Annotated in this window: 24 protein-coding genes; 13 read left to right on the top strand and 11 right to left on the bottom strand. The window is 62.6% G+C overall.

The window, feature by feature from the left end; genetic code table 11:
* Positions 1 to 11: 11 nt before the first annotated feature.
* The 5 genes from ACFJIU_RS17600 to ACFJIU_RS17580 all read right to left on the bottom strand — a co-directional run bounded on the left by ACFJIU_RS17600 (position 12) and on the right by ACFJIU_RS17580 (position 5,061).
* Positions 12 to 1,049 carry an extracellular solute-binding protein gene (locus ACFJIU_RS17600; protein WP_379061948.1) on the bottom strand — a complete coding sequence of 346 codons (1,038 nt, stop codon included), beginning with the start codon at positions 1,047 to 1,049 and terminating at the stop codon, positions 12 to 14.
* A 101-nt stretch (positions 1,050 to 1,150) separates the two neighbouring features.
* Positions 1,151 to 1,933, bottom strand: a complete 783-nt coding sequence (locus ACFJIU_RS17595) for an ABC transporter permease (protein ID WP_379061947.1) — start codon at positions 1,931 to 1,933, stop codon at positions 1,151 to 1,153.
* Positions 1,930 to 2,829: an ABC transporter permease gene (locus ACFJIU_RS17590; RefSeq protein ID WP_379061945.1), complete on the bottom strand. Its 900-nt coding sequence runs from the start codon at positions 2,827 to 2,829 to the stop codon at positions 1,930 to 1,932. The genes ACFJIU_RS17595 and ACFJIU_RS17590 overlap by 4 nt, the downstream gene beginning before the upstream one ends.
* Positions 2,826 to 3,911 (bottom strand): ABC transporter ATP-binding protein, encoded by a 1,086-nt coding sequence (locus tag ACFJIU_RS17585; protein ID WP_379073143.1) that lies wholly within the window; start codon positions 3,909 to 3,911, stop codon positions 2,826 to 2,828. Before ACFJIU_RS17585 ends, ACFJIU_RS17590 begins: the two co-directional genes overlap by 4 nt.
* Positions 3,912 to 4,005: 94 nt before the next feature.
* Entirely contained in the window at positions 4,006 to 5,061 is a 1,056-nt protein-coding gene (locus ACFJIU_RS17580; protein ID WP_379061943.1) for a branched-chain amino acid ABC transporter substrate-binding protein, read from the bottom strand.
* A 366-nt stretch (positions 5,062 to 5,427) separates the two neighbouring features.
* Between ACFJIU_RS17580 and ACFJIU_RS17575 the strand changes: the two genes are divergently transcribed.
* The 9 genes from ACFJIU_RS17575 to ACFJIU_RS17535 all read left to right on the top strand — a co-directional run bounded on the left by ACFJIU_RS17575 (position 5,428) and on the right by ACFJIU_RS17535 (position 14,250).
* Positions 5,428 to 6,345, top strand: coding sequence for a branched-chain amino acid ABC transporter permease (locus ACFJIU_RS17575; protein WP_379061941.1), 918 nt, complete (start codon positions 5,428 to 5,430; stop codon positions 6,343 to 6,345).
* 59 nt (positions 6,346 to 6,404) lie between these two features.
* Positions 6,405 to 7,523 (top strand): branched-chain amino acid ABC transporter permease, encoded by a 1,119-nt coding sequence (locus tag ACFJIU_RS17570; RefSeq protein WP_379061939.1) that lies wholly within the window; start codon positions 6,405 to 6,407, stop codon positions 7,521 to 7,523.
* Positions 7,520 to 8,305, top strand: a complete 786-nt coding sequence (locus tag ACFJIU_RS17565; RefSeq protein WP_379061937.1) for an ABC transporter ATP-binding protein — start codon at positions 7,520 to 7,522, stop codon at positions 8,303 to 8,305. The genes ACFJIU_RS17570 and ACFJIU_RS17565 overlap by 4 nt, the downstream gene beginning before the upstream one ends.
* Complete coding sequence (locus ACFJIU_RS17560) at positions 8,298 to 8,999, top strand: ABC transporter ATP-binding protein (RefSeq protein WP_379061935.1); 702 nt, start codon at positions 8,298 to 8,300, stop codon at positions 8,997 to 8,999. Before ACFJIU_RS17565 ends, ACFJIU_RS17560 begins: the two co-directional genes overlap by 8 nt.
* A gap of 191 nt (positions 9,000 to 9,190) precedes the next feature.
* Positions 9,191 to 10,465 (top strand): flavin-containing monooxygenase, encoded by a 1,275-nt coding sequence (locus tag ACFJIU_RS17555; RefSeq protein WP_379061933.1) that lies wholly within the window; start codon positions 9,191 to 9,193, stop codon positions 10,463 to 10,465.
* Between the two features lie 177 nt (positions 10,466 to 10,642).
* Positions 10,643 to 11,056 carry a RidA family protein gene (locus tag ACFJIU_RS17550; RefSeq protein ID WP_101935965.1) on the top strand — a complete coding sequence of 138 codons (414 nt, stop codon included), beginning with the start codon at positions 10,643 to 10,645 and terminating at the stop codon, positions 11,054 to 11,056.
* A gap of 10 nt (positions 11,057 to 11,066) precedes the next feature.
* Positions 11,067 to 11,741: a DUF1028 domain-containing protein gene (locus tag ACFJIU_RS17545; protein WP_379061930.1), complete on the top strand. Its 675-nt coding sequence runs from the start codon at positions 11,067 to 11,069 to the stop codon at positions 11,739 to 11,741.
* 33 nt (positions 11,742 to 11,774) lie between these two features.
* Complete coding sequence (locus tag ACFJIU_RS17540) at positions 11,775 to 13,265, top strand: aldehyde dehydrogenase (protein ID WP_379061928.1); 1,491 nt, start codon at positions 11,775 to 11,777, stop codon at positions 13,263 to 13,265.
* A gap of 49 nt (positions 13,266 to 13,314) precedes the next feature.
* On the top strand, positions 13,315 to 14,250 hold the full coding sequence (locus ACFJIU_RS17535) for a LysR family transcriptional regulator (RefSeq protein ID WP_379061926.1): 936 nt from the start codon (positions 13,315 to 13,317) through the stop codon (positions 14,248 to 14,250).
* Positions 14,251 to 14,256: 6 nt separating this feature from the next.
* Here ACFJIU_RS17535 and argE read toward each other — a convergent pair whose 3' ends face one another.
* A complete protein-coding gene (gene argE, locus ACFJIU_RS17530) occupies positions 14,257 to 15,423 on the bottom strand; it encodes an acetylornithine deacetylase (protein WP_379061924.1) in 1,167 nt (388 codons plus the stop codon).
* Between the two features lie 225 nt (positions 15,424 to 15,648).
* Here argE and ACFJIU_RS17525 point away from each other — a divergent pair, with 225 nt between their 5' ends.
* The gene (locus tag ACFJIU_RS17525; RefSeq protein WP_379061921.1) at positions 15,649 to 17,718 is read left to right on the top strand and encodes an NAD(P)-binding protein; all 2,070 of its coding nucleotides are present in this window, start codon (positions 15,649 to 15,651) and stop codon (positions 17,716 to 17,718) included.
* Positions 17,719 to 17,780: 62 nt separating this feature from the next.
* Here the strand turns inward: ACFJIU_RS17525 and ACFJIU_RS17520 are convergent, their stop codons facing one another.
* Together ACFJIU_RS17520 and ACFJIU_RS17515 are read right to left on the bottom strand one after the other, a co-directional pair.
* Positions 17,781 to 19,127 (bottom strand): aspartate aminotransferase family protein, encoded by a 1,347-nt coding sequence (locus tag ACFJIU_RS17520; RefSeq protein ID WP_379061919.1) that lies wholly within the window; start codon positions 19,125 to 19,127, stop codon positions 17,781 to 17,783.
* A gap of 62 nt (positions 19,128 to 19,189) precedes the next feature.
* Positions 19,190 to 19,549 carry a nuclear transport factor 2 family protein gene (locus ACFJIU_RS17515; protein ID WP_379061917.1) on the bottom strand — a complete coding sequence of 120 codons (360 nt, stop codon included), beginning with the start codon at positions 19,547 to 19,549 and terminating at the stop codon, positions 19,190 to 19,192.
* Between the two features lie 96 nt (positions 19,550 to 19,645).
* On the opposite strand from ACFJIU_RS17515, the gene ACFJIU_RS17510 reads away from it, so the two are divergent.
* Both ACFJIU_RS17510 and ACFJIU_RS17505 read left to right on the top strand, forming a co-directional pair.
* The gene (locus ACFJIU_RS17510; RefSeq protein ID WP_379061915.1) at positions 19,646 to 20,395 is read left to right on the top strand and encodes a LysR family transcriptional regulator; all 750 of its coding nucleotides are present in this window, start codon (positions 19,646 to 19,648) and stop codon (positions 20,393 to 20,395) included.
* Positions 20,296 to 20,637, top strand: a complete 342-nt coding sequence (locus ACFJIU_RS17505; RefSeq protein WP_379061913.1) for a LysR substrate-binding domain-containing protein — start codon at positions 20,296 to 20,298, stop codon at positions 20,635 to 20,637. The genes ACFJIU_RS17510 and ACFJIU_RS17505 overlap by 100 nt, the downstream gene beginning before the upstream one ends.
* Here ACFJIU_RS17505 and ACFJIU_RS17500 read toward each other — a convergent pair.
* On the bottom strand, positions 20,628 to 21,470 hold the full coding sequence (locus tag ACFJIU_RS17500) for an alpha/beta fold hydrolase (protein ID WP_379061911.1): 843 nt from the start codon (positions 21,468 to 21,470) through the stop codon (positions 20,628 to 20,630). The genes ACFJIU_RS17505 and ACFJIU_RS17500 overlap by 10 nt on opposite strands.
* A 126-nt stretch (positions 21,471 to 21,596) precedes the next feature.
* On the opposite strand from ACFJIU_RS17500, the gene ACFJIU_RS17495 reads away from it, so the two are divergent.
* The gene (locus ACFJIU_RS17495; protein WP_379061909.1) at positions 21,597 to 22,517 is read left to right on the top strand and encodes a LysR family transcriptional regulator; all 921 of its coding nucleotides are present in this window, start codon (positions 21,597 to 21,599) and stop codon (positions 22,515 to 22,517) included.
* A 16-nt stretch (positions 22,518 to 22,533) separates the two neighbouring features.
* Here ACFJIU_RS17495 and ACFJIU_RS17490 read toward each other — a convergent pair whose 3' ends face one another.
* Positions 22,534 to 23,415 carry an ABC transporter permease gene (locus tag ACFJIU_RS17490; protein WP_379061906.1) on the bottom strand — a complete coding sequence of 294 codons (882 nt, stop codon included), beginning with the start codon at positions 23,413 to 23,415 and terminating at the stop codon, positions 22,534 to 22,536.
* Positions 23,412 to 23,969 (bottom strand): ABC transporter permease, encoded by a 558-nt coding sequence (locus ACFJIU_RS17485; protein WP_379061904.1) that lies wholly within the window; start codon positions 23,967 to 23,969, stop codon positions 23,412 to 23,414. Before ACFJIU_RS17485 ends, ACFJIU_RS17490 begins: the two co-directional genes overlap by 4 nt.
* Positions 23,970 to 23,972 lie beyond the last annotated feature (3 nt).

The raw sequence follows: 23,972 nt of genomic DNA, 5'->3' as shown, positions 1-23,972 counted from the left end.
GGTTTGCGCTGCTATTGGAGAAGCTGCGTCCAGACCTTGGTGACCAGTTCCTGTGCGGCTGGCGAGCAGGCCTGGCCCATCTTGACCGGTGCGGTCGGGAAAAGCTCCGGCGCATTCTCCTTGTTGTAGAGCGCCTTGCTCGCATCCACCTTCACCGGCGAGGAATGGCCGTAATAGTTGTATTCGATGGTGGCGTTTTCTTCCGCGGCCATGAAGTTGATGAACTTCTTGGCATTGTCGATATTGGTCGCGCCCTTGGGTACGACGTAGGAATCCAGCCAGCCGACCAGGCCTTCCTTGGGCATGGCGTATTCGACATTGGCCTTGTCGTTACGGCGCACCCGCATGGTGTTGCCATCCCACCAGAAGTGCATGGCGACTTCGCCGCCGCCGATACGGTTTTCGATGTTGTCGCTCGAATAGGCGGCAACGAACGGCTTCTGCGCCTGCAGCAGGTCGAGCACACGCTTCATCTCCTTCGGATCCTCGCTGCAATAGGGGATGCCGAGATAGTTCTGCGCGGCAGGGATGACTTCGTCAGGCTGGGCAAGGCTGGCGATCTTGCCCTTCAATTCCTCTGACGGTTCGAAATAGACCTTCCAGCTGTCGACAGGTCCCTTGTAGAGGTTGCGGTTGACGGTGAAGCCGGCATTGCCATAGGCGAGGGGCACCGAATAGTTGCCGGTCGGATCCCACCATTGCTTCTGCCATTCGGGCAGGATCTGCTGGAATGCCGACATCGAGCTCGCGCCGATGTCCTCGAGCAGGCCGCTGTCGATCATGATCTTCACGAAGTGTTGCGAGGGCGTGACGATATCGTAGCCCGATGAACCGGCCTGCAGCTTGGTCAGCAGGTCTTCATTCGAGGAGAAGGCGTCGACGGTGACCTTGATGCCGGTCTCCTTCTCGAATTTCGCCACCGCGTCGGGGGCGATCGAGTCAGCCCAGGCGTAGATGGAAAGCGAGCCTTCCGCCCATGCCGATGCGCTGGCGAGAAGGCTGAATGCGCTGGCCGCAGCCAGCACGGAAAGACGGGTTTTTACGGACATGAAGCTCCCCTTATCGTTGTGTTTCAGGGGACGATAACAAACGGGCTCCAGCGATAAATTTCATTTGCCCGACGTGCTGCTTAGGAAAAAGCTCGCTCTGTTTACTGCCTTCGCTGGAGCAGGAAGGCGATGGTGGCGAGCGCCACGGAAACGGCCATGATCAACGTGGAGATCGCATTGAGCTGCGGTGAGACCCCCTGCTTGATCAGTGAAAAGATGTAGACCGGCAAGGTCGTGGCGCCGCCTGAGTTCAGGAGATTGCTGGTGATGAAGTCGTCCATGGAAATCACGAACGCAAGCATCGCGCCGGCGAACACGCCGGGCAGGATCAGCGGCAGCGTTACGCGACGAAAGGCAACCCAGGCCGAGGCATAGAGATCACGCGCGGCTTCCTCCAGATCGGCGTCCATGCCTTGCAACCTGGCACGTATCGGCAGGAACGCGAAGGGGATGCAGAATGTCGTGTGCGCGATGGTGAGTTTCAGCAGGCCGTTGGTCAGGCCCATCTCGGAAAACAGGATGAGAACCGCCACCGCGACGACGATCTCGGGCAGCAGCAGCGGCAGGTTGACCACCGTTTCGGAGATGCGCCGGAAGCGCACGTTCCTGCCGCGCACCAGCACAAGCGCTGCCATCAGCGCGACGATCGTGGAAAGCACCGTGGCGATGGTGGCCACGAACAGCGACGTCTTCACCGCGCCGACAAGCGCGGCATTCGACAGCGCCGTCGTATACCAGTGCAGCGAGAACCCGCCCCAGTTGGAGACGATGCGGTTGGCGTTGAAGGAATAGAAAACCACAACGGCAATCGGCAGATAGAGGTAGACGAAGAAGATCAGGCTAAATAGGCCGAAGCCTGGATAGCGCCGCACATTGCTGGTCATGCGCTCTCCTCCCGGCCTTCCTTGCGCATCGCCTGAATGCCGCGCCAGAGCAGGAAGATCATCACCGCACACATCAGCACGATGGAAATGGCCGCGCCCAGCGGCCAGTTGCGGGCGGCACCGAACTGCAGCTGGATCAGGTTGCCCATCATCATCGTCTTGCCGCCGCCAAGCAGGACCGGCTCCAGCACGGCGCCCAGGCAAGGAACGAAAACCAGGATGGCGCCCGCCGCCATGCCCGGACGGCACAGCGGCAAGATCACGCGGCGAAGCGTCGTCAGGCGGCTGCCGTAGAGGTCGTGCGAGGCTTCCACCAGGGCCGGGTCGAGCTTCTCGATCGAGGCGAAGACCGGCAGGATCATCAGCGGGATGTAGCTGTAGACGAGACCGATCAACATCGCGGTGTCGGTGAAGAGCAGGCTGCCCATGTTCTCGCCGAGCCCGAGTGCCCGCAGCGTCTTGGCGACGACCCCGTCATTGCCGAGGATGATGATCCACGAATAGACGCGCACGATCATCGAGACCCAGAAAGGCAGCGTCACCAGATAGATCAGCAGCATCTTGGCCGACGTCTTCTGCAGCGAGATGAAGTAGGCGACCGGGAAACTCAGGGCGAGGCAGACTATCGTGGTGGCCAGCGACAGGATGACCGTCCGGGCGACGACGATCAGATATTGCGGGTTGAATTCGAGTTCTCCGCTCCAGCCCTCGTTGAACAGGATCTGCTTGTAGGGGGCGGTGGTGAACACATAGTCGAAGCCGCCATACGGGCCTCTGGTCGAGAACGAAACCAGGATGATGATCCCGACCGGAATGATCAACGTCAGCAGCATGATCAGCTGCGCCGGGAGCAGCCCCAGCACATTCCAACTCGGGATTTTCGGGCGCTGGCTCATGCGCCCAGGATCCGCGCCGATTCCGCTGCGAAGCTCAACTTTACCGATTGGCCGACTTCCAGCGTGCGGTCGCGGCTCTGGCTGTTGCGTTTTGAGACGCGCAGCTGGGTGCCGTTGGCGTCCACCACGTAATGTGTGTAGCCGCCGAGGTAGTTGGCGCCGACGATGGTGCCTTCGGTCGTGATCTGGCCGTCCTGCGAGGACAGGCTGATCTTTTCCGGGCGGATGGACATGACGGCCCTGCTGCCCAGTGCCGCCTGTTTCTGCGGTGCGTTCAGCGTGACGCCGAGAGGGATCGAAACCGTGGCGCGATCACCATCGAGCGAGATCACCTCGGCGTCGAGGAAATTGGTTTCGCCGATGAAGTCTGCGACGAAGCGGTTGGATGGTTCTTCATAGATGTCTGCCGGCGTCCCGAGCTGCTGGATCTCGCCGTCGCCCAGCACGCAGATGCGATCCGACATGTCGAGCGCTTCTTCCTGGTCGTGTGTGACAAAGACGAAGGTGATGCCGGTCTGGCGTTGCAGGGTCCGCAGTTCGTCGCGCATGGCTTGTCTGAGTTTCAGGTCAAGAGCCGAAAGCGGCTCGTCGAGCAGCAGCACCTCCGGCTCGGGCGCGAGCGCGCGGGCAAGCGCGATGCGCTGCCGCTGGCCACCTGAAAGCTGCTGCGGCTTGCGACCGGCGAACTTTTCCATGTGCACGAGACGCAGCATGTCGGCCACGCGCGCGGTGCGGCGCTCCTTTGGCCAGCCCAGGTTTTCGAGCCCGAAGGCGATGTTCTGTTCCAGCGTCATGTGCGGGAACAGCGCGTAGCTCTGGAACACCGTGTTCACCCGCCGCTTGTGCGGCGGCAGGGACTGGATGTTGGTGCCGCGCAGCGCGATCTCGCCGGTCGAAGGCTGCTCGAAGCCGGCGATCATGCGCAGCAGCGTGGTCTTGCCGCAGCCGGAGGGGCCGAGCAGCGTGAAGAACTCATTTTCATAGATGTCGAAACTGACCGGCTTCAACGCCTGGAAGGTGCCGAAGGCCTTGGAAACATCCTTGATTTCGACGGCCTTCTTGTGCTGCGCGGGGCGGCTCATATCCATATGGACGATCTCGACGGGAGGGGCGTGGCTTGTCACGACGCGAGCGGTCGCCGGCATTGCGCACGCTGTCGCAATGCCGGCTGGGCGATCACATCTTGACCCACTTGCCGTCGTGAACCATGAAGCGGTCGATCTCGACAGGCATCTGCGTCTGGCCATCCTGGTCGAACGAGACCGTTCCCAGGATGCCTTCGTGCTTGATCGCGCGAATGGCTTGGCTCAGCGCCTCCTTATCCTCGATGCCCTTCTCCTTGATGACCTCGAGCAGGATCTGGGTGGCTTCATAGGCGTATTTCGCATAGGAGCCGGCCGGATCGGAGTAACCCTTGGCTTCATAGGCCTTGTAGAAGGCCTCCAGCTTCGGATTGGTCTGCACGGCGGGCGTGCCGACGATCGTGCCTTCGGCTGCCGCACCAGCGATCTCGATGAACTTCGGATCATAGATGCCGGAAATGCCGTACATAGGCAGCGAACCCATGCCGAGGTCGGCCATCTGGCTGCGCACGAGCGCCGCCTCGGTCACCACGCCGCCGAAATAGATCGCATCCGGAGCCGCAGCCTTCGCCGTCGTCAGCATGGCGCGGAAGTCGGTCGTTCCGACGGCCGCCGCATCGGAGAACACGATCTCTCCGCCGGCAGCCTTGAAGAAGTCGCCGAACCATTTGGTGTTGGCCGCACCGTAGTCTGTTGTGTCGGAGATGATGGCGATCTTCTTGACCTTGCCTTCCTTGGCGATGGCCTCGGCAAGCGGTCTGTCTTCATTGACGAGGGTCGGGGTGACGCGCGTGACGTTGGGCAGGTTCTGCTCGGTGATCTTCGGGCTGACCGCGCCCCAGACGATGAACGGCATCTGCGCACGGTTGAAGACCGGGATGGTGGCCAGCGCGACCGAGCTGTTCCAGTGGCCGGTGGCGCCGACGACTGCCGGATCGTTGATCAGCTTCTGGGCGGCGGAAACGCCGACGGCCGGGTCGGAAGCGTCGTCCAGCACGACGCCTTCGACCTGATGCGGGTAGCCATTGGCATTGGCCTCGTCGATAGCCTGCAGGAAGCCGTTGCGGGCGCCGAGACCCTGCTGGGCGTTGCCGCCGGAGAGAGGGCCGATGAAGCCGAGCTTGATCTGGTCGGCGCTGGCTTCGGCCATCCCGAGGGAGAGCGCGAATACGGATCCGGCCAGCAAAGAAGATATGCGCGCGAACGCGCGGCGCCTGTTAAGCATGGTTCCACCTCTGTTTATCATTTTCTGACGCGATGGCCGCGTTCCTTTGGTCCGTGGACCACCATCTGGACGCAACTATATTGCGCCGCTGCCGGCCCGCGAAATTCGGAAATTGCTATCCGCTACATCGGAGATTCATTATGTGCTCACAGGGGAGGCACTGCTAATCGTTCGGCCTCCAATAGAACAATTCCAGGAAAAGTGTGTAACGGTTCTCCGTCCGGAATTTCATAAAAACAAAGGGTTAGAGCGTGTCCGTTAGAAAACGGAACCGCTCTGGAGAGGAGCGATATGGCGGAGCTGCTGGTCCAGCAACTGGTGAACTGGATAACGCTCGGGTGCATCTATGCATTGCTGGCTATCGGCTTCAGCCTGATCTTCGGCGTCCTCAACGTCATCCATTTCTCGCATGGCGACGTCGCGATGACGTCGCCGTTCATCACACTGGCCGCTGCGCAGGCCCTGGCGATCGCGATCGGCGTATCCGGTCCGGTCTGGCTGATCGTTGCTGCGTGTATCGCCGTGTTCGCTGTCGGTCTCATCGGCATCATTTTGGACAAGGTGGTGATCCGCCGCTTCAGGGACGCCCCGGCGATGATGGCGCTGGTGGCCACCGTTGCGCTCGGCATCGTCATTCGCGAACTGATCCGTCATCTTTATCCGCAAGGCTCCAACCCGCATGCATTTCCGCGTCTCGTTTCCGGAGTTTCATTTGAGATTGCCGGCGTCCAGGTCGGCTGGTTCACGCTGCTTGTGGTGGCGTTGACGCTTGCGCTGGTTGTGCTGCTTTTTGCCTTCCTGCGCCTGACGCCGCTGGGCCTGCGCATCCGGGCGGCGTCCGAAGACCGCATCGTGGCGCGCATGATGGGCATTCGCGACACGCGTGTCTTCCGGGCGACGTTCTTCGTTGCCTCGGCGATCGGTGCGATCGCCGGGCTGCTCTTCGCCAGCTATGCCGGCGTGACGCGTTTCGACTTCGGTGTCATGGCCGGCCTGCTCGGCTTTTCCGCCGCGGTCATTGGTGGTCTCGGTTCGATGCCCGGTGCCATCCTTGGCGGTCTGATCATCGCCGGCATCGAGGTGCTGGCACAGACCTTCGTGCCGGACGGAGCTTCCTACCGGCTCGTCTTCGTCTTCCTGCTGGTCATTGGCGTTCTGCTTTTCCGCCCGGAAGGACTGCTCGGCCGCCCTGTCATGGTGAAGGTGTAGCATGGGCGCGCGCATGTCTTCCGAAACGCTCGGCTTTGGTCGCGCAGCCGCCGTGGCCGTTGGCATCCAGGGTCCTGGGTGCCGCCTTCCTCTATCTCATCCTGAAAGCGGAAGGTGGCTGGCAGGTGATCGGCCTTCTGGCGCTGCTGGGGGCAGGTTTCTACCTGATCGAGAAACGGCCGCAGATCACCGATGTCGTCACGGCAAGTTTCTCGCGCGTGCCGATCGTGGCGCTGGCGACTGCTGTCGCTGTTGTGCTCTTGTTTCCGTTTGCTGTCGGCAACAACACCTATGTGCTGCATCTGCTCATCGTCGCGCAGCTTTATGCGGTTCTGGCGTTGGCGCTCAACTTCCAGCTGGGCAGTGCCAACATCCCGAACTTCGCGACGGGTGCCTCTTACGGTATCGGCGCCTATGTCTCGGCTCTGCTGGCCATCAACTTTGGGCTGAGCTTCTGGCTGACCCTGCCGGCCGCCGCGATTGCCGCCACGCTGTTCGGCTTCCTCATCGGCATTCCGTCGATGCGCACACGCGACACCTATCTCGCGCTGGTCACCATAGCCTTCGGCGTGGTCGTGCAGCAGCTTCTGAACAACTTCAACTGGACCGGCGGTCCGAACGGACTGGTCGGTATTCCGGCGCCGTCGCTGTTCGGTCATTCCTTCGCCAGCCCGCTGGTCGTGTTCGGCTGGAAGCTGCCGAGCCAGGCCAATTTCTACTATCTCTCCGCCTTGCTGGTGGTGGTGGCGATCATCACAGCGCACCGCCTGCATTCCTCCCGCATCGGACTGGCCTGGAATGCGCTGCGCGCCGACGAGATCGCGGCGCGCGCGCAGGGCATCAATGTCGCCTGGTTCAAGGTGCTGGCTTTCGCGGTCGACGCGTTCCTGGCGGCTTTCGCCGGCACCATCTACGCCTTCTACGTCTCCTACATTTCGCCCGACAACTTCACCTTCCTGGTGTCCGTCACGATCATGACGATGGTGATCGTCGGCGGCATGGACAACATCTTCGGTGTCATCGTCGGCGCCTTCCTGCTCACCATCCTGCCTGAGAAACTGCGTGCCTTCTCCGACTACAGGCTGCTCTTCTTCGGCATCGTCATCATCGCCTTCCTGATGATCCGTCCGCAGGGGCTCTTCCCGCAGCGTATCCGCAGCTATGGAGAGAGCCGATGAGCGCGTTGCTGGAAGTCAATGACGCGACGATGCGCTTTGGCGGTCTGGTGGCGCTGAATGCGGTCAGCTTCTCGATCGGCCGCGGCGAGGTGCTGGCCGTCATCGGACCGAACGGCGCGGGCAAGTCCACGCTGTTCAACGTCGTCACCGGCGTCTACCGGCCGACGTCGGGACAAGTGCGCTTCGATGGTGCCGACATCACCGGCCATCCATCGCATGAGGTGGTGGCGCGTGGCATCGGCCGCACCTTCCAGACGTCGCGGCTGTTTTCGGATCTCAGTGTGCTCGACAACGTCATCATCGGCATGCACACGCGCACCAGGACCGGAGTGCTGGGCGCGCTGTTCCTGCCCGGTGCATCGCGACGCGAAATGGCGGCATGCGTCGAAAAGGCCGAACTTCTGCTGAAGGCCAGTTCCGGCGACCTTTTCGAACAGCGCCATCGGCCTGCCGGCACCCTGGCGCAGGCCGACCGGCGCAGGCTCGAAATCGCCCGCGCGCTTGCCTCCGAGCCGAAGCTGCTGCTGCTCGACGAGCCTTCCGTCGGCATGGACGAGGTCGAGACCGACGCGCTGATTGCCGATATCCGCCGCCTGCGGACAGAGCGCACCGAGCTTTCGGTGATCCTGATCGAGCACGACATGCGCGTGGTCGAAGCGTTCCCCGATCATGTCATGTGCGTCGACTATGGCAGCAAGATCGCACAGGGCGATTTCGCGACAGTGAAGTCCGATCCGCGTGTGCAGGAAGCCTATCTTGGAAAGGCCGCCGCCCATGCTTGAGTTGAACGATGTCGACACCGCCTACGGCCCGGTGCCGATGCTGCGCGGCCTGAGCATCAAGGTGCAGCCCGGCGAACTGGTCTGTCTGCTGGGACCGAACGGCGCCGGCAAGACAACCACTTTTATGACCGTTTGCGGCGTCGTGCGCGCGCTGCGCGGCAAGGTCGACGTCATGGGCCGAGACATGGCCTCGCTCGGTACCGAGAACCTGGCCGCGCTTGGTGTCGGGCTGGTGCCGGAAGGGCGGCGGCTCTTCCCGAGCCTGACCGTGCAGGAGAATCTGCGCCTCGGTTATGACGCCGTTTCCGGCCGCGGGCCGAATTTCCAGCCGCAGCTCGACAAGATGTGCGACCTGTTTCCGCGCATCCGCGAGAGGCTGCGCCAGGCGGCCGGCACCTTGTCGGGCGGCGAGCAGGCCATGGTCGCACTCGCCCGCGCTCTTATCGGCGAACCGAAGCTGGTCATCATGGACGAGCCGTCGCTCGGGCTGTCACCGAAGCTGATCGATGAGTATTTCGAGATCACCAGCGAAGTGCACCGGCGCGGCACCACCATCCTGCTTATCGAGCAGAATGCCGAGATGGGTCTTGGCATCGCCGATCGCGGCTATGTGCTGGTCAAGGGCCGCGTCGCGCAGGAAGGCCCGGCCCGTGAGCTACTGTCGTCCAAGGCGGCGAAGAGCCTCTATCTCTGATTTTTACGCTGTGATTTCGTGACTTGCCCGGTCTCCCGGCTGAAGCCGTTCGCTTCGGCCGGGTATTTAGGGACAGGCTAACCACTGCCACGTGAAATCGTAATTTTCGTGATCCGACCCCTCCAGTAAACCGGCAGTCAGACCTCCGCTGCGCTTGCAGGAATCCCGGAGGCCCAGAGAAGGGCGCTGAAATGTCGGTCGAAAAAATAGACACGCTTGTCGTTGGTGCTGGCCAGGCCGGGGTGGCCATGAGCGAAAACCTGAGCAAGTGCGGCGTGCCTCACCTCGTTCTCGAGCGGCACCGTATCGCCGAACGCTGGCGTTCCGAACGCTGGGATTCGCTGGTTGCCAACGGACCGGCCTGGCATGACCGTTTTCCGGGCATGGAGTTCCCCGGCATTCATCCGGACGGCTTTGTCGGCAAGGAGCAGGTCGCGGACTACTTCGTCGCCTATGCCAAGATGATCGGCGCGCCGATCCGCTGCGGCGTCGAGGTCAAGGACGTGCGTCGGCTTGTCGGGCGCCCGGGTTTTCGTGTCGAAACCTCGGCTGGCGTGATCGAGGCCAACAGCGTGGTGGCCGCCACCGGGGCTTTCCAGCATCCGATCATTCCGAAGATCGTGCCGGACAGTGCCGGTCTCATGCAGATGCATTCCAACAGCTACCACAATCCACAACAACTGCCCGAAGGCGCCGTGCTGGTGGTCGGAGCCGGATCTTCCGGTGTGCAGATCGCCGACGAACTCGCACGCACGGGAAAGCAGGTCTATCTTTCGGTCGGGCCGCATGACCGCCCATTCCGCAGTTACCGCGGCTATGACTTCTGCTGGTGGCTGGGGGTCCTGAACAAATGGGACGCCGAAACCCCCGGGCCGGGAACCGAGCATGTCACCATCGCGGTGAGCGGTGCCCGTGGCGGCGAGACGATCGATTTCCGTCGCCTGGCAGCACGCGGAATGACGCTGGTCGGCCGCACCGAAAGCTATGCGAACGGCGTCATGCGTTTCGCGCCGGACCTTGTCGAAAACGTCGCGCGCGGCGACGCCAACCATCACGCACTGATGGATGAGGCCGACGCCTACGCTCTCGCCAACGGTCTCGACCTTCCGGACGAGCCCGAGGCGCGCAGGCTCGATCCCGATCCGGCCTGCATGACCGATCCCATTCTGCAAATGAACCTGGCAGACGCGGGCATAACCTCGATCATCTGGGCCACCGGCTATTCCGTCGACTACAACTGGCTGAAAGTGGGTGCCTTCGACGAGAAGGGGAGGCCGAAGCATCAGCGCGGCGTGTCGAGCGAACCCGATATCTATTTCCTCGGCTTGCCCTGGCAGTCGCGCAGGGGCTCCAGCTTCATCTGGGGGGTCTGGCACGATGCCAAGCATCTTGCCGATCGCATTTCCACGCGGCGGAAATATCTGGCCTATCACGCTGCCGCCCAGCGCCAGACCGAGGACGCCTAGGCGGTCCGACCGCTTGGTGGCCCGTCGTTCATCGCTGATTAGGCGGGGCCTTATCAGCAATGAGAAAGACTGTTCTTTCGGCGCTCAGCGCGCCTGACGAAAATCCGAACGATAATTCCGGGCATGGGCCGGCCGTCGCACGGCGCGAGCCTTCAGTCCGATCTGATGGAGACCAGCATGGCGCATACCCGGGTTCGCAAATTCAACACCAAGGATACCTATCCCGAGCAGAAGCTCGACAATGACCTCTGCCAGGCGGTGGTGGCGCGCGGCACCATGATCTTCCTGCGCGGGCAGTGTCCGCAGGACCTGGACACGGCCAAGAACCTCGACAGCCACGATCCGGTCGAGCAGACCCACAAGGTTATGCAGAACATCCGGCAGCTCATCGAGGAGTGCGGTGGCAAGATGGAACATCTGGTGAAGGTGGTGGTCTACATCACCGATGTCCGCCATCGCGAAGCGGTCTACAGGACCATGGGCGAATACATCAAGGGTGTGCATCCGGTTTCGACCGGACTGGTGGTGACCGCACTTGCCCGCCCCGAATGGCTGGTCGAGATCGACGGCACTGCCGTCATTCCGGACTGAGGGGCAGGTCATGACCTTCTCCATCGTCGCGCGCTGCAGCAGCACGGGCATGTTCGGCGTCGCCGTCTCGTCGTCCTCGCCGGCGGTTGCGGCACGCTGCGCCTATGCGCAGGCAGGTGTCGGTGCGGTCGCCAGCCAGAACATCACCGACCCGACGCTGGGAACCCGGGCGCTCGACCTGATGGCGCGCGGTGCATCGGCGGCAGAGGCTGTCGCGATCCTGAAGCGCAACGGTGCCTACATGGAATACCGGCAGCTGCTGGCGGTTGACGGTGCCGGGATCAGCGCCATTCATTCAGGGCCGAAAGCCCTCGGCATCTGGGCCGAGGCGCGCGGCGAGAACGTCGCCTGCGGCGGCAATCTGCTCGCCAATGACGGCGTGCCGCAGGCGATGGTCGATGCCTTCCTGGCCTCCGAAGGGCATCTCGGTGACCGCATCATCGCAACGATGCGGGCCGCGCTGAAGGCCGGCGGCGAAGCTGGTCCCGTTCACTCCGCCGGCATGAAGCTCGTGCGGGACGTTGCCTGGCCGGTGGCGGACCTGCGCTGCGACTGGACGGAACAATGTCCGATCGAGGAACTGGCCAGGCTCTGGGACATCTACAAGTCCCAGCTCGACGCCTATGTCACCCGCGCCATTAATCCATCGGATGCGCCGAGCTACGGCGTGCCGGGCGACGAATAACAGCGCAGCAGATCCAAACAAGCAGGAGCCGTCATGAGCGAACTCAGCCACAAGGACTGGATCGACAGGGCGGCCGCCATCCGCTTTCGCGACAAGGCTTTCATCGACGGCAAGTTCGTCGCCGCGCGCTCCGGCCGCACTTTCGCAAGCATCAATCCGGCGACGGGAGAGACGCTGGCCGAGGTGGCGTCATGCGGGGAGGAAGACGTGGACCGTGCCGTCGCCTCGGCCAGGCGTGCCTTCCAGTCGGGCAGCTGGTCCCGGTCGTCGCCGGCTCATCGCAAGGAAGTGCTGCTGCGCCTGGCACAGTTGCTGCGCGAGAATTTGCAGGAACTAGCCCTGCTGGAATCGCTCGACATGGGCAAACTGGTCGCCGATGCCGCTACCATCGACGTGCCGGGTTCCGCCGGCATTTTCCAGTGGTATGCGGAGGCGATCGACAAGCTCTATGATGAAGTTGCCCCGACGGGCTCCGGCGATCTGGTTCTGGTCCGGCGCGAGCCGCTCGGCGTCGTCGGCGCGGTGGTGCCATGGAATTTCCCGCTCGACATGGCGACCTGGAAATGCGCGCCGGCATTGGCTGCCGGAAATTCGGTCGTGCTGAAGCCGGCCGAACAGTCGCCGTTTTCAGCGCTGCGGCTGGCTGAACTCGCCATGGAGGCCGGTTTGCCGGCCGGCGTGCTCAATGTCGTTCCGGGGCTCGGCGAGACTGCCGGCCAGGCGCTGGGCAGGCACATGGACGTCGACTGTCTCGCCTTCACCGGCTCGACGGCGGTGGGCAAGATGTTCCTGCAGTATTCCGGCCAATCCAACATGAAGCAGGTGTGGCTGGAAACGGGCGGCAAGAGCCCGAACCTGGTCTTCGCCGACTGCGCCAATCTCGATGCGGCGGCCGACATGGCGGCCTTCGGCATATTCTTCAATCAGGGCGAAGTCTGCTCGGCCAATTCGCGCCTGCTGGTGCAGCGCGGCGTCAAGGACGCCATGGTCGAGAAGCTGGCTGCGCGCGCCGCGGCAACCCAGCCCGGCGACCCGCTGGACCCGGCTTCCAAGATGGGGGCTTTGGTCGATGCGCGCCACGCGGCCAATGTCATGCGGTTCGTCGAGGCCGGCAAGAAGACGGCGCGGCTGGTCATTGGCGGCGATCAGGTCACCGTCAATGGCCGTGGCAGTTTCGTCCAGCCGACGATCTTCGATGATGTGTCGCCACAAGACACCATTGCTCGCGAGGAGATATTCGGGCCAGTCCTGTCGATCATCGCCTTCGATGACGAAGAAGAGGCCATCCGTATTGCCAATGACAGCGTCTATGGCCTTGCCGCCTCGCTGTGGACCGACAGCCTCTCGCGTGCGCATCGTATATCCGAGCGTCTCCATGCCGGCACGGTTTCGGTCAACACCGTCGATGCGCTGAGCCCGATGACGCCGTTCGGCGGTTTCAAGCAGTCGGGTTTTGGCCGCGACCTGTCGTTGCATGCGCTGGACAAATACACGGCGCTGAAGACGACGTGGATCAAATATTGAAAAGCGCGAACGCCTTGATCAGCGCACCGAAACTGGCAACATAGCCGGCATGCCACTTCGTTTTACGCTCAGACAGCTGGAATATTTCGTTGCCGTGGGCGAGGCGGGGTCCATCGCCAAGGCGGCCGAACAGGTGAACGTTTCGCCGCCGTCGATTTCGGCTTCCATTGCCCAGCTGGAAACGGAATTCGGTGTCCAGCTTTTTGTCCGCAAGCACTCCCACGGCCTGTCTCTCACTGCTGGCGGCCGTGTGTTCCTGAAGGAAGCGGCGCGTCTCCTCGCCGATGCCGATGCCTTGCACGATGTGGCGGGCGATATCGCCGAAAAGGTGCGCGGGCCGCTGGCGATCGGTTGCCTGCTGACCTTCGCGCAGATCATCCTGCCGGCGCTCCGTCGAAGGTTCGAGGAGAGTTATCCCGACGTGCGCGTCCGGCAGTTCGAGCGTAACCAGGGCCAGTTGCTGGAGATGCTGCAGCGGGGAGAGATCGATGCCGCGCTTACCTACGATCTCGAATTGTCGCAAGACGTCGCTTTCGAACCGGTGATGCAATTGCCGGCCTATGTCATGCTGCCACCGGGACACGCGCTGGCTGGCCGGGACTTGATATCGCCGGAAGAACTGGTCGACCAGCCGATGGTGCTGCTCGACCTGCCGTTCAGCCGCGAATATTTCCTGTCCGTTTTCCAGCAAAAAGGACTTCGGCCCTATATCGCCGAGCGCACCGGCGACATCGCCGTCATGCGCTCTATGGTGGCCAACGGTTTCGGTTATGGCATCGCCAACATGCGGCCGCTCAACACATTGTCTCCCGACGGCAAGCCGCTGGTGTTCGTGCCGCTGGGGGGCGATATCCGCCCGCTGACCATGGGCATCGCCATGCCCAATGCCGAGCATCGCACGCAGACCGTGCAGGCGTTCATCCTGCATTGCCGCCGCTTCGTGGTCGAGCAGGGCGTGTTCGGAACCGAGCGGGTCGTGGGATAGATCGATTTATCGACTCGTTGACACGCCCTCGACCAGTCGGTCCAGAAGCTTCTCCAGCATGTCGTCGCAGCGATGCATCTGCTCGACCGTGACGAACTCGTCAGGTTTGTGCCCCTGTGCCATCGAGCCTGGGCCGCAGACCACCGTGGGCGTGCCGACATCGCGGCTGAACAGACCGCCTTCCGTGCCGAAGGCCACCTTGATGGTGCCGTTGGCGCCGGTCAGCGATTTCACGAAGGCCACGACTTCTGAATTGGCCGGTGTATCGAGACCCGGATAGGTGTTGGTGATTTCGATGTCGATGGCCGCTTCCGGTGCGATACCGGCGGCCGCGGTGGCGATGCGGGCAGCCTCGTCGCGCAGGCGATCGAGGATGATATCCGGATTGTCGGCGGCGACGTTGCGGATCTCGAAGTCGACCTGGCACAGGTTCGGCACGATGTTCAGCGCCACGCCGCCGTTGATCTTGCCGGCATGGACGGTGGTGTAGGGGATGTCGTAGTCGCCGTCACGGGCGCCATCCCGCGCCAAACGGTCCTGTTCACTGCGCAGTGCGCCAATGAAGTCGCAGCCGAGGTGAATAGCGTTGAGCGCCAGTGGTGCAAGTGCCGAATGGCCTTCGCGCCCCTTGCAGAGCGCGCGTGCGGCAACCTTGCCCTTGTGGCCGGTGGCGACCTGCATCGATGTCGGTTCACCGACGATGCACAGCAACGGCTTGCGGGGAGCCGTGCCCAGCATCTCCACCAGGCTGCGGACGCCGAGGCAGCCGATCTCCTCGTCATAGGACAAGGCCAGATGCAGCGGCGTGCGCAAGGGGCGTTCCGCTGCCTTCAGCGCCGCGGCGACCGCGCAGGCGACGAAGCCTTTCATGTCTGCGGCACCGCGTCCAAACAGCTTGCCGTCAAGCCTCGACATCTCGAAAGGCGGCAGGGTCCAGTCCTGTCCATCGACAGGCACGACGTCGGTATGCCCTGACAGCATGACGCCGGGCTGGTCGGTCGGACCGATCGTTGCGAAAAGATTGGCCTTGTGCCCGTCGTGGTTATGGATGAGCTGGCACGGGATGCCTTTTGCTTCCAGCAGATCGGCGACGTAACGGATCAGCGCCAGGTTGGAATCGCGGCTCACCGTCGGGAAGGCGATCAGCCGGTCCAGGATTTCGATGCTGTTCATCCGCACGCCTCACCATTCATAGCGGCTTTCTAGCATCCGCATGCCGGGTCATTGAATTCGCATTTGCTTTTGTCCTGCATCGGCTTTGCCGTTCTGTGCAGGCTCCGTCCATTAGGCGGCTCCTAAGCGGCACGGAAGAAAACTCTAGTTTTGTGTCGCCGCCGTCCTCCTATGAATAGGCGGCAACATTGCCAGCGCCCGATGCCAGCCACCGGAGGAGAGTTCATGCGCGATCCCCGCTACGACATTCTGTTCGAACCGATGAAGATCGGCCCGGTCACCGCCAAGAACCGTTTCTACCAGGTTCCGCATTGCAACGGCGGTGGCTATCGCGATCCTTCAGCGGCGGCCGAGATGCGGCGCACGAAATCGGAAGGCGGCTGGGGCGTCATCTTCACCGAACAGACCGAGATGCACCACACCTCGGAAATCACGCCTTTCATCGAGCTGAGGCTGTGGGAAGACCAGGATATTCCGGCACTGGCGAAAATGGCCGCCGCGATGCGCTCGCATGGCGCGCTGGCAGGTATCCAGCTCGCCTATTCCGGCATCAACGGGCCGAACCTCTACACGCGTGAGGTACCGCGCGGGCCGACGGCCTTGCCGATCCGCACCTTCACCAACGATCCGGTGCAGGCGCGAGCCATGGACAAGCAGGACATACGCGACCTGCGGCGCTGGCACCGCAATGCCTTCAAGCGCGCCAAGCTGGCCGGCTTCGATCTTGTCTGCCTCTATGGGGCGCACGGTTTCGGTATCATCCAGCATTTCCTCTCCACCGCCACCAACCAGCGCACCGATGAATATGGCGGCTCGCTGGAAAACCGTTCGCGCCTCATGCGCGAGCTGATCGAGGAAGGGCGCGATGCCATCGGCGACACTTGCGGGCTGACGCTGCGCCTTTCGCTGGACGAGATGATCGGCGAGCTCGGCTTCGCCAATTCCGAAGTCCGCGACATGATCGAGATGCATGCCGACCTGCCCGATCTCTGGGACCTGGCCCACGGCGCCTGGGAGGATTGTTCCGGCCCATCGCGCTTCAAGGAGGAAGCCGCGCAGGAAAGCCTGGTGGCCGGCATCAGGAAACTCACCTCCCGGCCGGTCGTCGGGGTGGGGCGCTTCACCTCGCCGGATGTGATGGTGAAGATGATCAAGTCCGGCACGCTCGACTTCATCGGCTGTGCCCGGCCGTCGATCGCCGATCCCTTCCTGCCGAAGAAGGTGGAGGAGGGCCGCATCGAAGATATCCGCGAATGCATAGGCTGCAACATCTGCATCACCGGCGACATGACCATGTCGATCTCGCGTTGTACGCAGAACCCCACCTTCATGGAGGAATGGCGCAAGGGATGGCATCCGGAGCGCATGCAGGCGAAAGGCGCCAGCGAAACAGTGCTGATCGTCGGCGCTGGCCCCGCCGGGCTGGAGGCGGCCCGCGCGCTCGGCGCGCGCGGCTATCAGGTGGCCCTTGCCGAAGCAGGTACGGAGCTTGGCGGCCGCGTTGCGCGCGAATGCCGCTTGCCGGGCCTCTCGGCCTGGGGGCGCGTGCGCGATTATCGCCAGTACCAGCTCGGCCAGATGCCGAATGTCGATGTCTATTTCGACAGCCGGCTCTCCGCCGATGACATTCTTGCCTTCGGCTTCGAGAATGTCGCGATCGCCACCGGCGCGGCCTGGCGGCGCGACGGCGTGGCGCGAGCCCATGTCGTGCCGATGCCGATGGACCCGGCCATGCCGATCCACACCCCGGACGATCTGATGGATGGCAAGGTGCCGGGTGGCAACGTCGTGCTGTTCGACGACGACCACTACTACATGGGTGGCGTGTTGGCGGAGCTGATGGCGAAGCAAGGCGCAAAGGTCACGCTGGTTACACCATCGGCCTACGTATCCGACTGGACCCGCAACACGCTGGAGCAGGGCGCTATTCACAGGCGCCTGGCTGAGCTGGGTGTCGAGATCGTTCTCAATCGCGTGGTGACGCGGGTGATGGCCGGCGGCGTCGCCACGGCATGCGCCTATACCGGAGCCGAGCGCGACTTCGCTGCCGACGCGGTGGTGCTGGTGACGTCGCGCCTGCAAAATGACGGCCTGTGGAACGAACTGAAGGAGCGTCGAGCCGAATGGGCGGACAACGGCATCCGTTCGATCAAGGTGTTTGGCGATGCCGAAGCACCTGGGCCTATCGCCTGGGCAACCTATGCTGGCCACCGCTTCGCCCGCGAAATGGATGAGCCGGATATCGGCGATGCGCTGCCGTTCCGGCGCGAGGTCACCGCACTGGCGGTCGGCTAGATCGGAGCGAAGAAGCCGCCGGGGCTCCCGAGGAGTGCCGGCGGCTTCTTCTGTTTCGAGGGTTAGTCGATCTGTCCTGTGTGGATGTTGACCCGCGCCAGGACGTCCCCCACCGCATCGGCAACCTTGCTGACTTCCTGTGGCGTGATGACCAGTGGCGGGGTCAAAGCCACGGCGCCGCCATGGATAGCCGTGATGACGCCATGCTTCCTGCGCGTGAAGAGCGGTATCTCTTTCTTCAGCCTGGGGAACGTGTCGAACAGCGACTGACGTGTCGCCTTGTCGGACACCAGCTCGACACCGATCATCAGGCCGCGCCCGCGCACGTCGCCGACGATTGGCAGGTTGATCAGCTCGCCGAGTTCGTCGAGGAACTGCTTGCCGCGCAGCCGGGACGCTTCGAGCAGGTTTTCCCGCTCGATGATGTCGATATTGGCCGACCCGATGGCCGAGGCCATCAGGTGCCCGGCATAAGAGCCGCCGCCGCCGGCACCGTCGAGAACATCGGCGAGATTGCCGTCGAGGAGAAGCGCGCCCAGCGGCACGTAGCCGCTCGCAATGCCCTTGGCCAGAACGATGATGTCGGGCGTAAGATTGTAGTCCAGCGCCGCGTACCAGGCGCCGGCGCGACCAAAGGCGGTCACCACCTCATCGGCAACGAAAAGGATGCCGTGCGACTTGAGCACCGCGACCATGCGCGGCCAGTAGTCGTCGGGAACCGGGATCATTCCGGCCGGTCCCATCACCAGCTCGCCGAACATGGCGGCGATGTTGTCGGCGCCGACGCGCGCGATCGTCTGTTCCAGCTCGCGAACGCAGAAGTCGGTCACGTCCTCGCCGCCGAAAAGCTCGGCATGGTATGACAAGGGTGGTGTCAGCATGATCGCGTTGTTCGGCACGTCACCGATGCCCGGACGTCCGCCGGCAAGTTCCGCGCCGCCATAGGTCCGGCCATGGAACGAGCCACGCAGTACCAGGATCTTGCTGCGTTTTGGCTGGCCGCGCTTGTGGTGATAGAGCCGCACGAGCTGCAGCGCTTCGTCATCCGCTTCCGAGCCGCTGCTCATCAGGCGAACCTTGGCCATGTTTTTCGGAGCGCGTGCGATCAGCCTTTCGCAGAATTCGATTGTCGGGATGTTGGCGTAGTCGCCCATGATCGTGAAATGCGCGAGCGTCGACATCTGCTCAGCGGCGATCCTTGCCAGTTCCTCACGACCATGGCCGACCTGGGTCAGCCAGGCGCCGGCATGAGCGTCGATGTACTCGCGCCCGTCCACGTCCCACAGCGTCGATCCCTTGCCTCGTACCAGCACGAAACGCTCCGGGTCGGTTGCATCGCCATGCGGATGATGGACGACGCGGGCGTCCCGTGCGGCCCAGTCGATAGTGGGATCGGTCTTGATGTTCATGTCTGGTTCCCGGGCTTTTTGAAAGAGACAGCGATCGGCGCGGTTGCCGCGCTCGAGCAGGTTCAGAGGGTGGTGAAGAGCTTGCTGATGATGCTCCAGCGGCCGTCTTCTTCGACGAGATGCATGAAGTCGTTGAAGTTGAGCCCGGCAAGGCCTGACATCACGACGGTGGCGGTGGCAACGGAACCCTGAATGGTCAGGCCCTCGATACGGGCCTGATAACCTTCGTTCGAAACGCCCTGCGATGCCATTCTCTCAATGTCGTCGAGATAGAGTTCGGGTGTGCCGATCACGGCATTGCCGAGCAGATAACCCGTCATGATCGCGTTGGGATGGAAACAGCCCGCCAGCTTGGCGCGATCGAGCTCTCCGGAGCCATCGATATAGGCCTGAAGGACGGCATTCGGGGTGGTGTTCTGCATGGCTGCTCCGATCGTGATGGCGTCGAACAATATGGTTGCTGTCAAAGCGATAAAAGTCGTGACGCTTCGCACTTAGTGTTCTACCAAAGCGAACGAATGACCAACGTCCGCAACATCAATCTCAACCGCCTCTCGATCTTCGTTTCTGTGGTCGAGGCAGGATCGCTGTCGGAGGCGGCGCGGCGCACCGGGCTGGCCAAGTCCGTCATCAGCACACACCTGTCACGGCTCGAAGCCGAGGTCGGGGCAGCACTTCTGCTGCGCAATCCACGCCACTTCGGCCTGACGGTTGCCGGCCGGCAGTTCTTCGAGGCGTGCACGGCAATCCTGCGCCAGGTCGATGAAGCCGTTACGGCTCTGGACCGGGAGAACCTCGACATTCGCGGGCTGTTGCGCGTGACCACTTCGGTGGATTTCGGTGCAACCGTGGTGACCCCGGTCCTCGTCTCGCTGATCAACCAGTTTCCCAGCCTGAAGGTCGACCTGATCGCGTCGGATCAGATCGTCGATCTGGTGGGAGAGGGAATAGACGTTGCCATCCGTCTGGGCTGGCCTCGCGACAGCAGCCATACGGCAGCGTTGCTCGGTTCCTTTGCGCAATGGCTTGTGGCGCCGCCGTCATGGTCGGATCGCCTTGCCCGCGTGCAGCGCCCCCAGCATCTGGCGGACTGGCCCTTCATCGAGCTGTCTATCCTGAGAGGCCCGAGAACTGGTCTTTCACCAGCCCCGATCAGAAGGTTCAGCAGGTGCGGTTCGACCACCGTCTTTCGATATCGACGACAAGTGCGGTCCGCACAGCCGTCATGGCCGGTGGCGGGCTCGCGGTGCTCCCGGATTACCAGGTAGCCGAGGATGTCGCTCTCGGGCGCCTCATCCACGTCCTGCCCGACTGGGCGCTGCCGACAGGCGGGATTTATGCGGTGTTCCCGCAGAAGCGTCACCGGTCCCGGAAGGTCGAGCTGTTCCTGGATGTGATAAGGACGAGGCTTCGTTACCCTGGAGACCAGGGGTCAGGTTGCCGGCGCCCGATGAGCTTGGGCGCGGCTGGATCGCCGCGCCGTGTCGCTGAACGAAGTGGTCACGCCTGATCCGACTTCAGGAACGCCAGCACTTCTTCGACGAATTCCTTCGGAAATTCGACATTGGTCAGGTGCACTGCGGGAAAGCCCTTCAGCCGCGCGCCGGGAATGCCGGCTGCAATGGCTTCGCTCATGACATAGGAGGTCACGGTGTCAAACTGGCCACCGATGACCAGAGTGGGGCTTTGGATCAAGGCAATGGTACGGCGCAGATCGGCATCGCGTACCGCGGCAAAAAGCCCTGCCAGTCCCTGGCGAGGCGTCTCCAGCAGGTCCTGGCGGAATTTCCGGATGGCCGGGCCGTTGTCCTCGATCATCGCCGCGGGGAACCAGTTGTGAAGGAAGCCTTCGGCGGTCTCCTTCATGTCCACCGCCGCGAGAACCTTGCGGATGGCAGTGTCGAAATGGTCAGCCGGCCCGATATGGGAAGCGGTGTTGGCAAGCACCAGCCGGTCGATGCGCTCCGGGGCGTGGATGGCCAGCCACTGGCCAACGAAGCCGCCGAGGGACAGTCCCATGAAATGGGCGTGCTCGATGCCGAGATGGTCCATCAATTCCAGTACATCGCGGCCAAGCCGGCCATCCGAATAGGCTCCGGCGGGCACCTCGGAGCCGCCGTGGCCGCGATAGTCGTAGCGGATGACCTGGAAGTGCTGTGACAGTTCGGCGATCTGGCCGTCCCACATGTGCAGGGTTGTGGCGATGGAGTTGGCAAGGATGAGAACTGGAAGATCGGCAGTGCCATCGATCCTGTGGGCGATCCTCACACCGTCGCCGGTCGTGAAGAACGAAAGGCTGGTCGGTTCTTCCGCGTTCAGATTGGCTCGGAGAGCGGAGTTCATGACGGCACCTTTCTGTGTATCGGGCGGCATCCTTGCCGGCCTCAATCGGGAATGATGCGAAGGTAGTGCGAACTTGTTTCGATAAATATTGAAAAGATTTAGATTTCTTTGTAAGCAAAACCTACAATGAATTCATTCACGCTCCAGGAAGTCCAATGCTTCGACGCAGTGGTCCGCGAAGGTGGATTCCAGGGAGCCGCGTTGGTGTTGAACCGCTCCCATGCTGCGGTGTTTGCCGCCGTCGCCAAGCTGGAGGACAATCTCCAGGTCGCTCTGCTCGATCGTACTGGTTATCGGGTGGTACTCACCGATGCAGGCCGCTCATTTCATCGCAAGGCGCAGTCGCTGCTTTCCGAGATGGAAACGCTGAAGCTGCATGCACGGCAGCTGGCGATGGGCGAGGAGACGCATCTGCGTGTCGTCATCGGCGACACCTGTCCATTGCATGACGGACTGGAACTGCTGAGCGGCTTTTTCACAGATCGCCCGAACACCAGGCTCGATCTTCATTTCGAAACCATCAGCGGGCCCTGGGAGCGGCTTTTCGAAGACGAGGCGGACCTCATCCTGCACTGGGTCGAAAAGACCGATCCACGGCTGGAATGGATCGACCTTGGCAAAGTGTCATTCATACCGGTGGTTGCTCCGGGTTTTCTGCCGTTTTCGCTTTCGGCTTCGGTCACTCCGGAACAGATGCGAGGGTTCACCCAATGCATCATCCGCGACACTGCTCGTGCGGCTCAAAGGGCGAATTATTATGTCGTCGAGGGCGCTCCGCAATGCACGGTGGGCGATCATCTGATGAAGAAGGAGATCATCCTGCGCGGCATGGCCTGGGGGCATCTGCCGCGCTTCATGATCGAGGACGAGTTGCGAAGCGGGCGTCTCCTTTCGATCGCCGGCGAGCATTTTCCCGGCGTCGATATCGACCTCGTCGCCGCGCGTCGCCGCGATCGCCCGCATGGGCCCGTAGCAACCCGCCTCTGGCAACATATTCAGGCTTGTGCGGTGGATTTTGGCGGCGACCCGCGGCGGATGCCCGTCTGAGGCGGCGGAAGTCTCGTTAGTCCTTGTCGGGCTCGAACGCACCCACTCCCTGCGCGATCAGGTTGGCGGCCATCACCAGCGAAATGATCGCGCCGGAATTGAAGACGACAATCCACCACTTGCCGCCGGTGAGGAACCCATATCCCTCCGCGATGGCCACCCCCCAGTCCGCCGATGGCGGCTGGATCCCGAGACCCAGGAAACTCAGCGTGGCGATGGAAAAGAAAGCATAGCCGAGCCTTGTGATCAGTTCGACCAGGATCGTCTCGCGCACATTCGGCAGGATCTCGAACAGCATGATGCCGGCCGAGCTTTCTCCCGCCAGTCGTGCGGCACTGACATAGTCGCGTTCGCGCTCCTGCCGCACGGCCGTCCGTACGGTGCGCGCGACGAGGGGGGCGTATGCGATGCCAATCACCAGGATGACCGTCAGGTTCGACGGGCCTAGTGCGACCAGTGTCATGGTGACCAGCACGATGAAAGGAAACGCCATCAGGGCATCGAGCAGCCTCGCGCCGATGGCATCCACCCAGCCGTTGAAGTAGCCGAGTACAAGCCCGATGAAGCTGCCGGCTGTGACGCCGGCCAAGGTGGCGAGCGGCGCGACCAGCAGGATATCGCGCGAACCGACCACGATACGGGACAGGATGTCGCGACCCAGTGTGTCGGTTCCTAACCAGTGGACGGCATCCGGTGGCGCGAGCATGGCAAGGAAGTCTTCAGCGTAGGGGTCGAACGGCACGAACAGGTGCCCGAACACCGCGCACGCTATCCAGAACAGCAGGATGGCACCGCCGACCAGCATGGACGGTGCCGGAAGTATGCTGCGCAGCCTGGACAGGAAGCTGGTTTTGAGCGCGGCGGTGTCTGGCGCCGGAGCGTGGACGAGATCGGTCATGTTGCCGCCCTGCGCCGCTGTCGGGGATCAAGCAGCATCTGGATCAGATCGCCGATGGTGGCCGACACCACAAAGATCGCGGCGATGACCAGGACACCGGCTTCCAGGGTCGGGAAGTCCCGTGCCTTGGCAGCTGTCAAAACGAGATTGCCGAGGCCCTGGATGCCGAACAGCGCCTCGATGACGATGAGGCCACCGAGCAGGAAGCCGCTCTGCGTGGCAATCACCGCGATCGTCGGCGTCAGCGCATTGCGCAGTACGTGGCGGAAGATGATCTCGTGCCGGGTGAGGCCCTTCAGGACCGCAGAACGCGTATAGTCGGCATTGACAGCCTCGATCACGCCGGCACGGGTCATTCGCGCTATGTAGCCGAGAAGATTGAGCACGAGCGGCAGCGCGGGCAGGATCAGATGGTAGCTGCTGGTCCAGAAGCCTGAACCGTCCGGGGCGACGCCCGATATCGGAAACCAGTTCAGCCACAGGCCGAACACGATCAGCAGCAGAAGACCGGAAACGAAGTCCGGCACGATCGCCAAGGATATGCCGGAGAGCACGAT

Origin of the sequence: Mesorhizobium sp. UC74_2, from assembly GCF_042701485.1 — a bacterium.
In the GTDB taxonomy this organism is placed as follows: Bacteria; Pseudomonadota; Alphaproteobacteria; order Rhizobiales; family Rhizobiaceae; genus Mesorhizobium.
The sequence above is the reverse complement of the archived record's forward strand: the minus strand, read 5'-3'. Positions and strand labels throughout refer to the sequence as shown.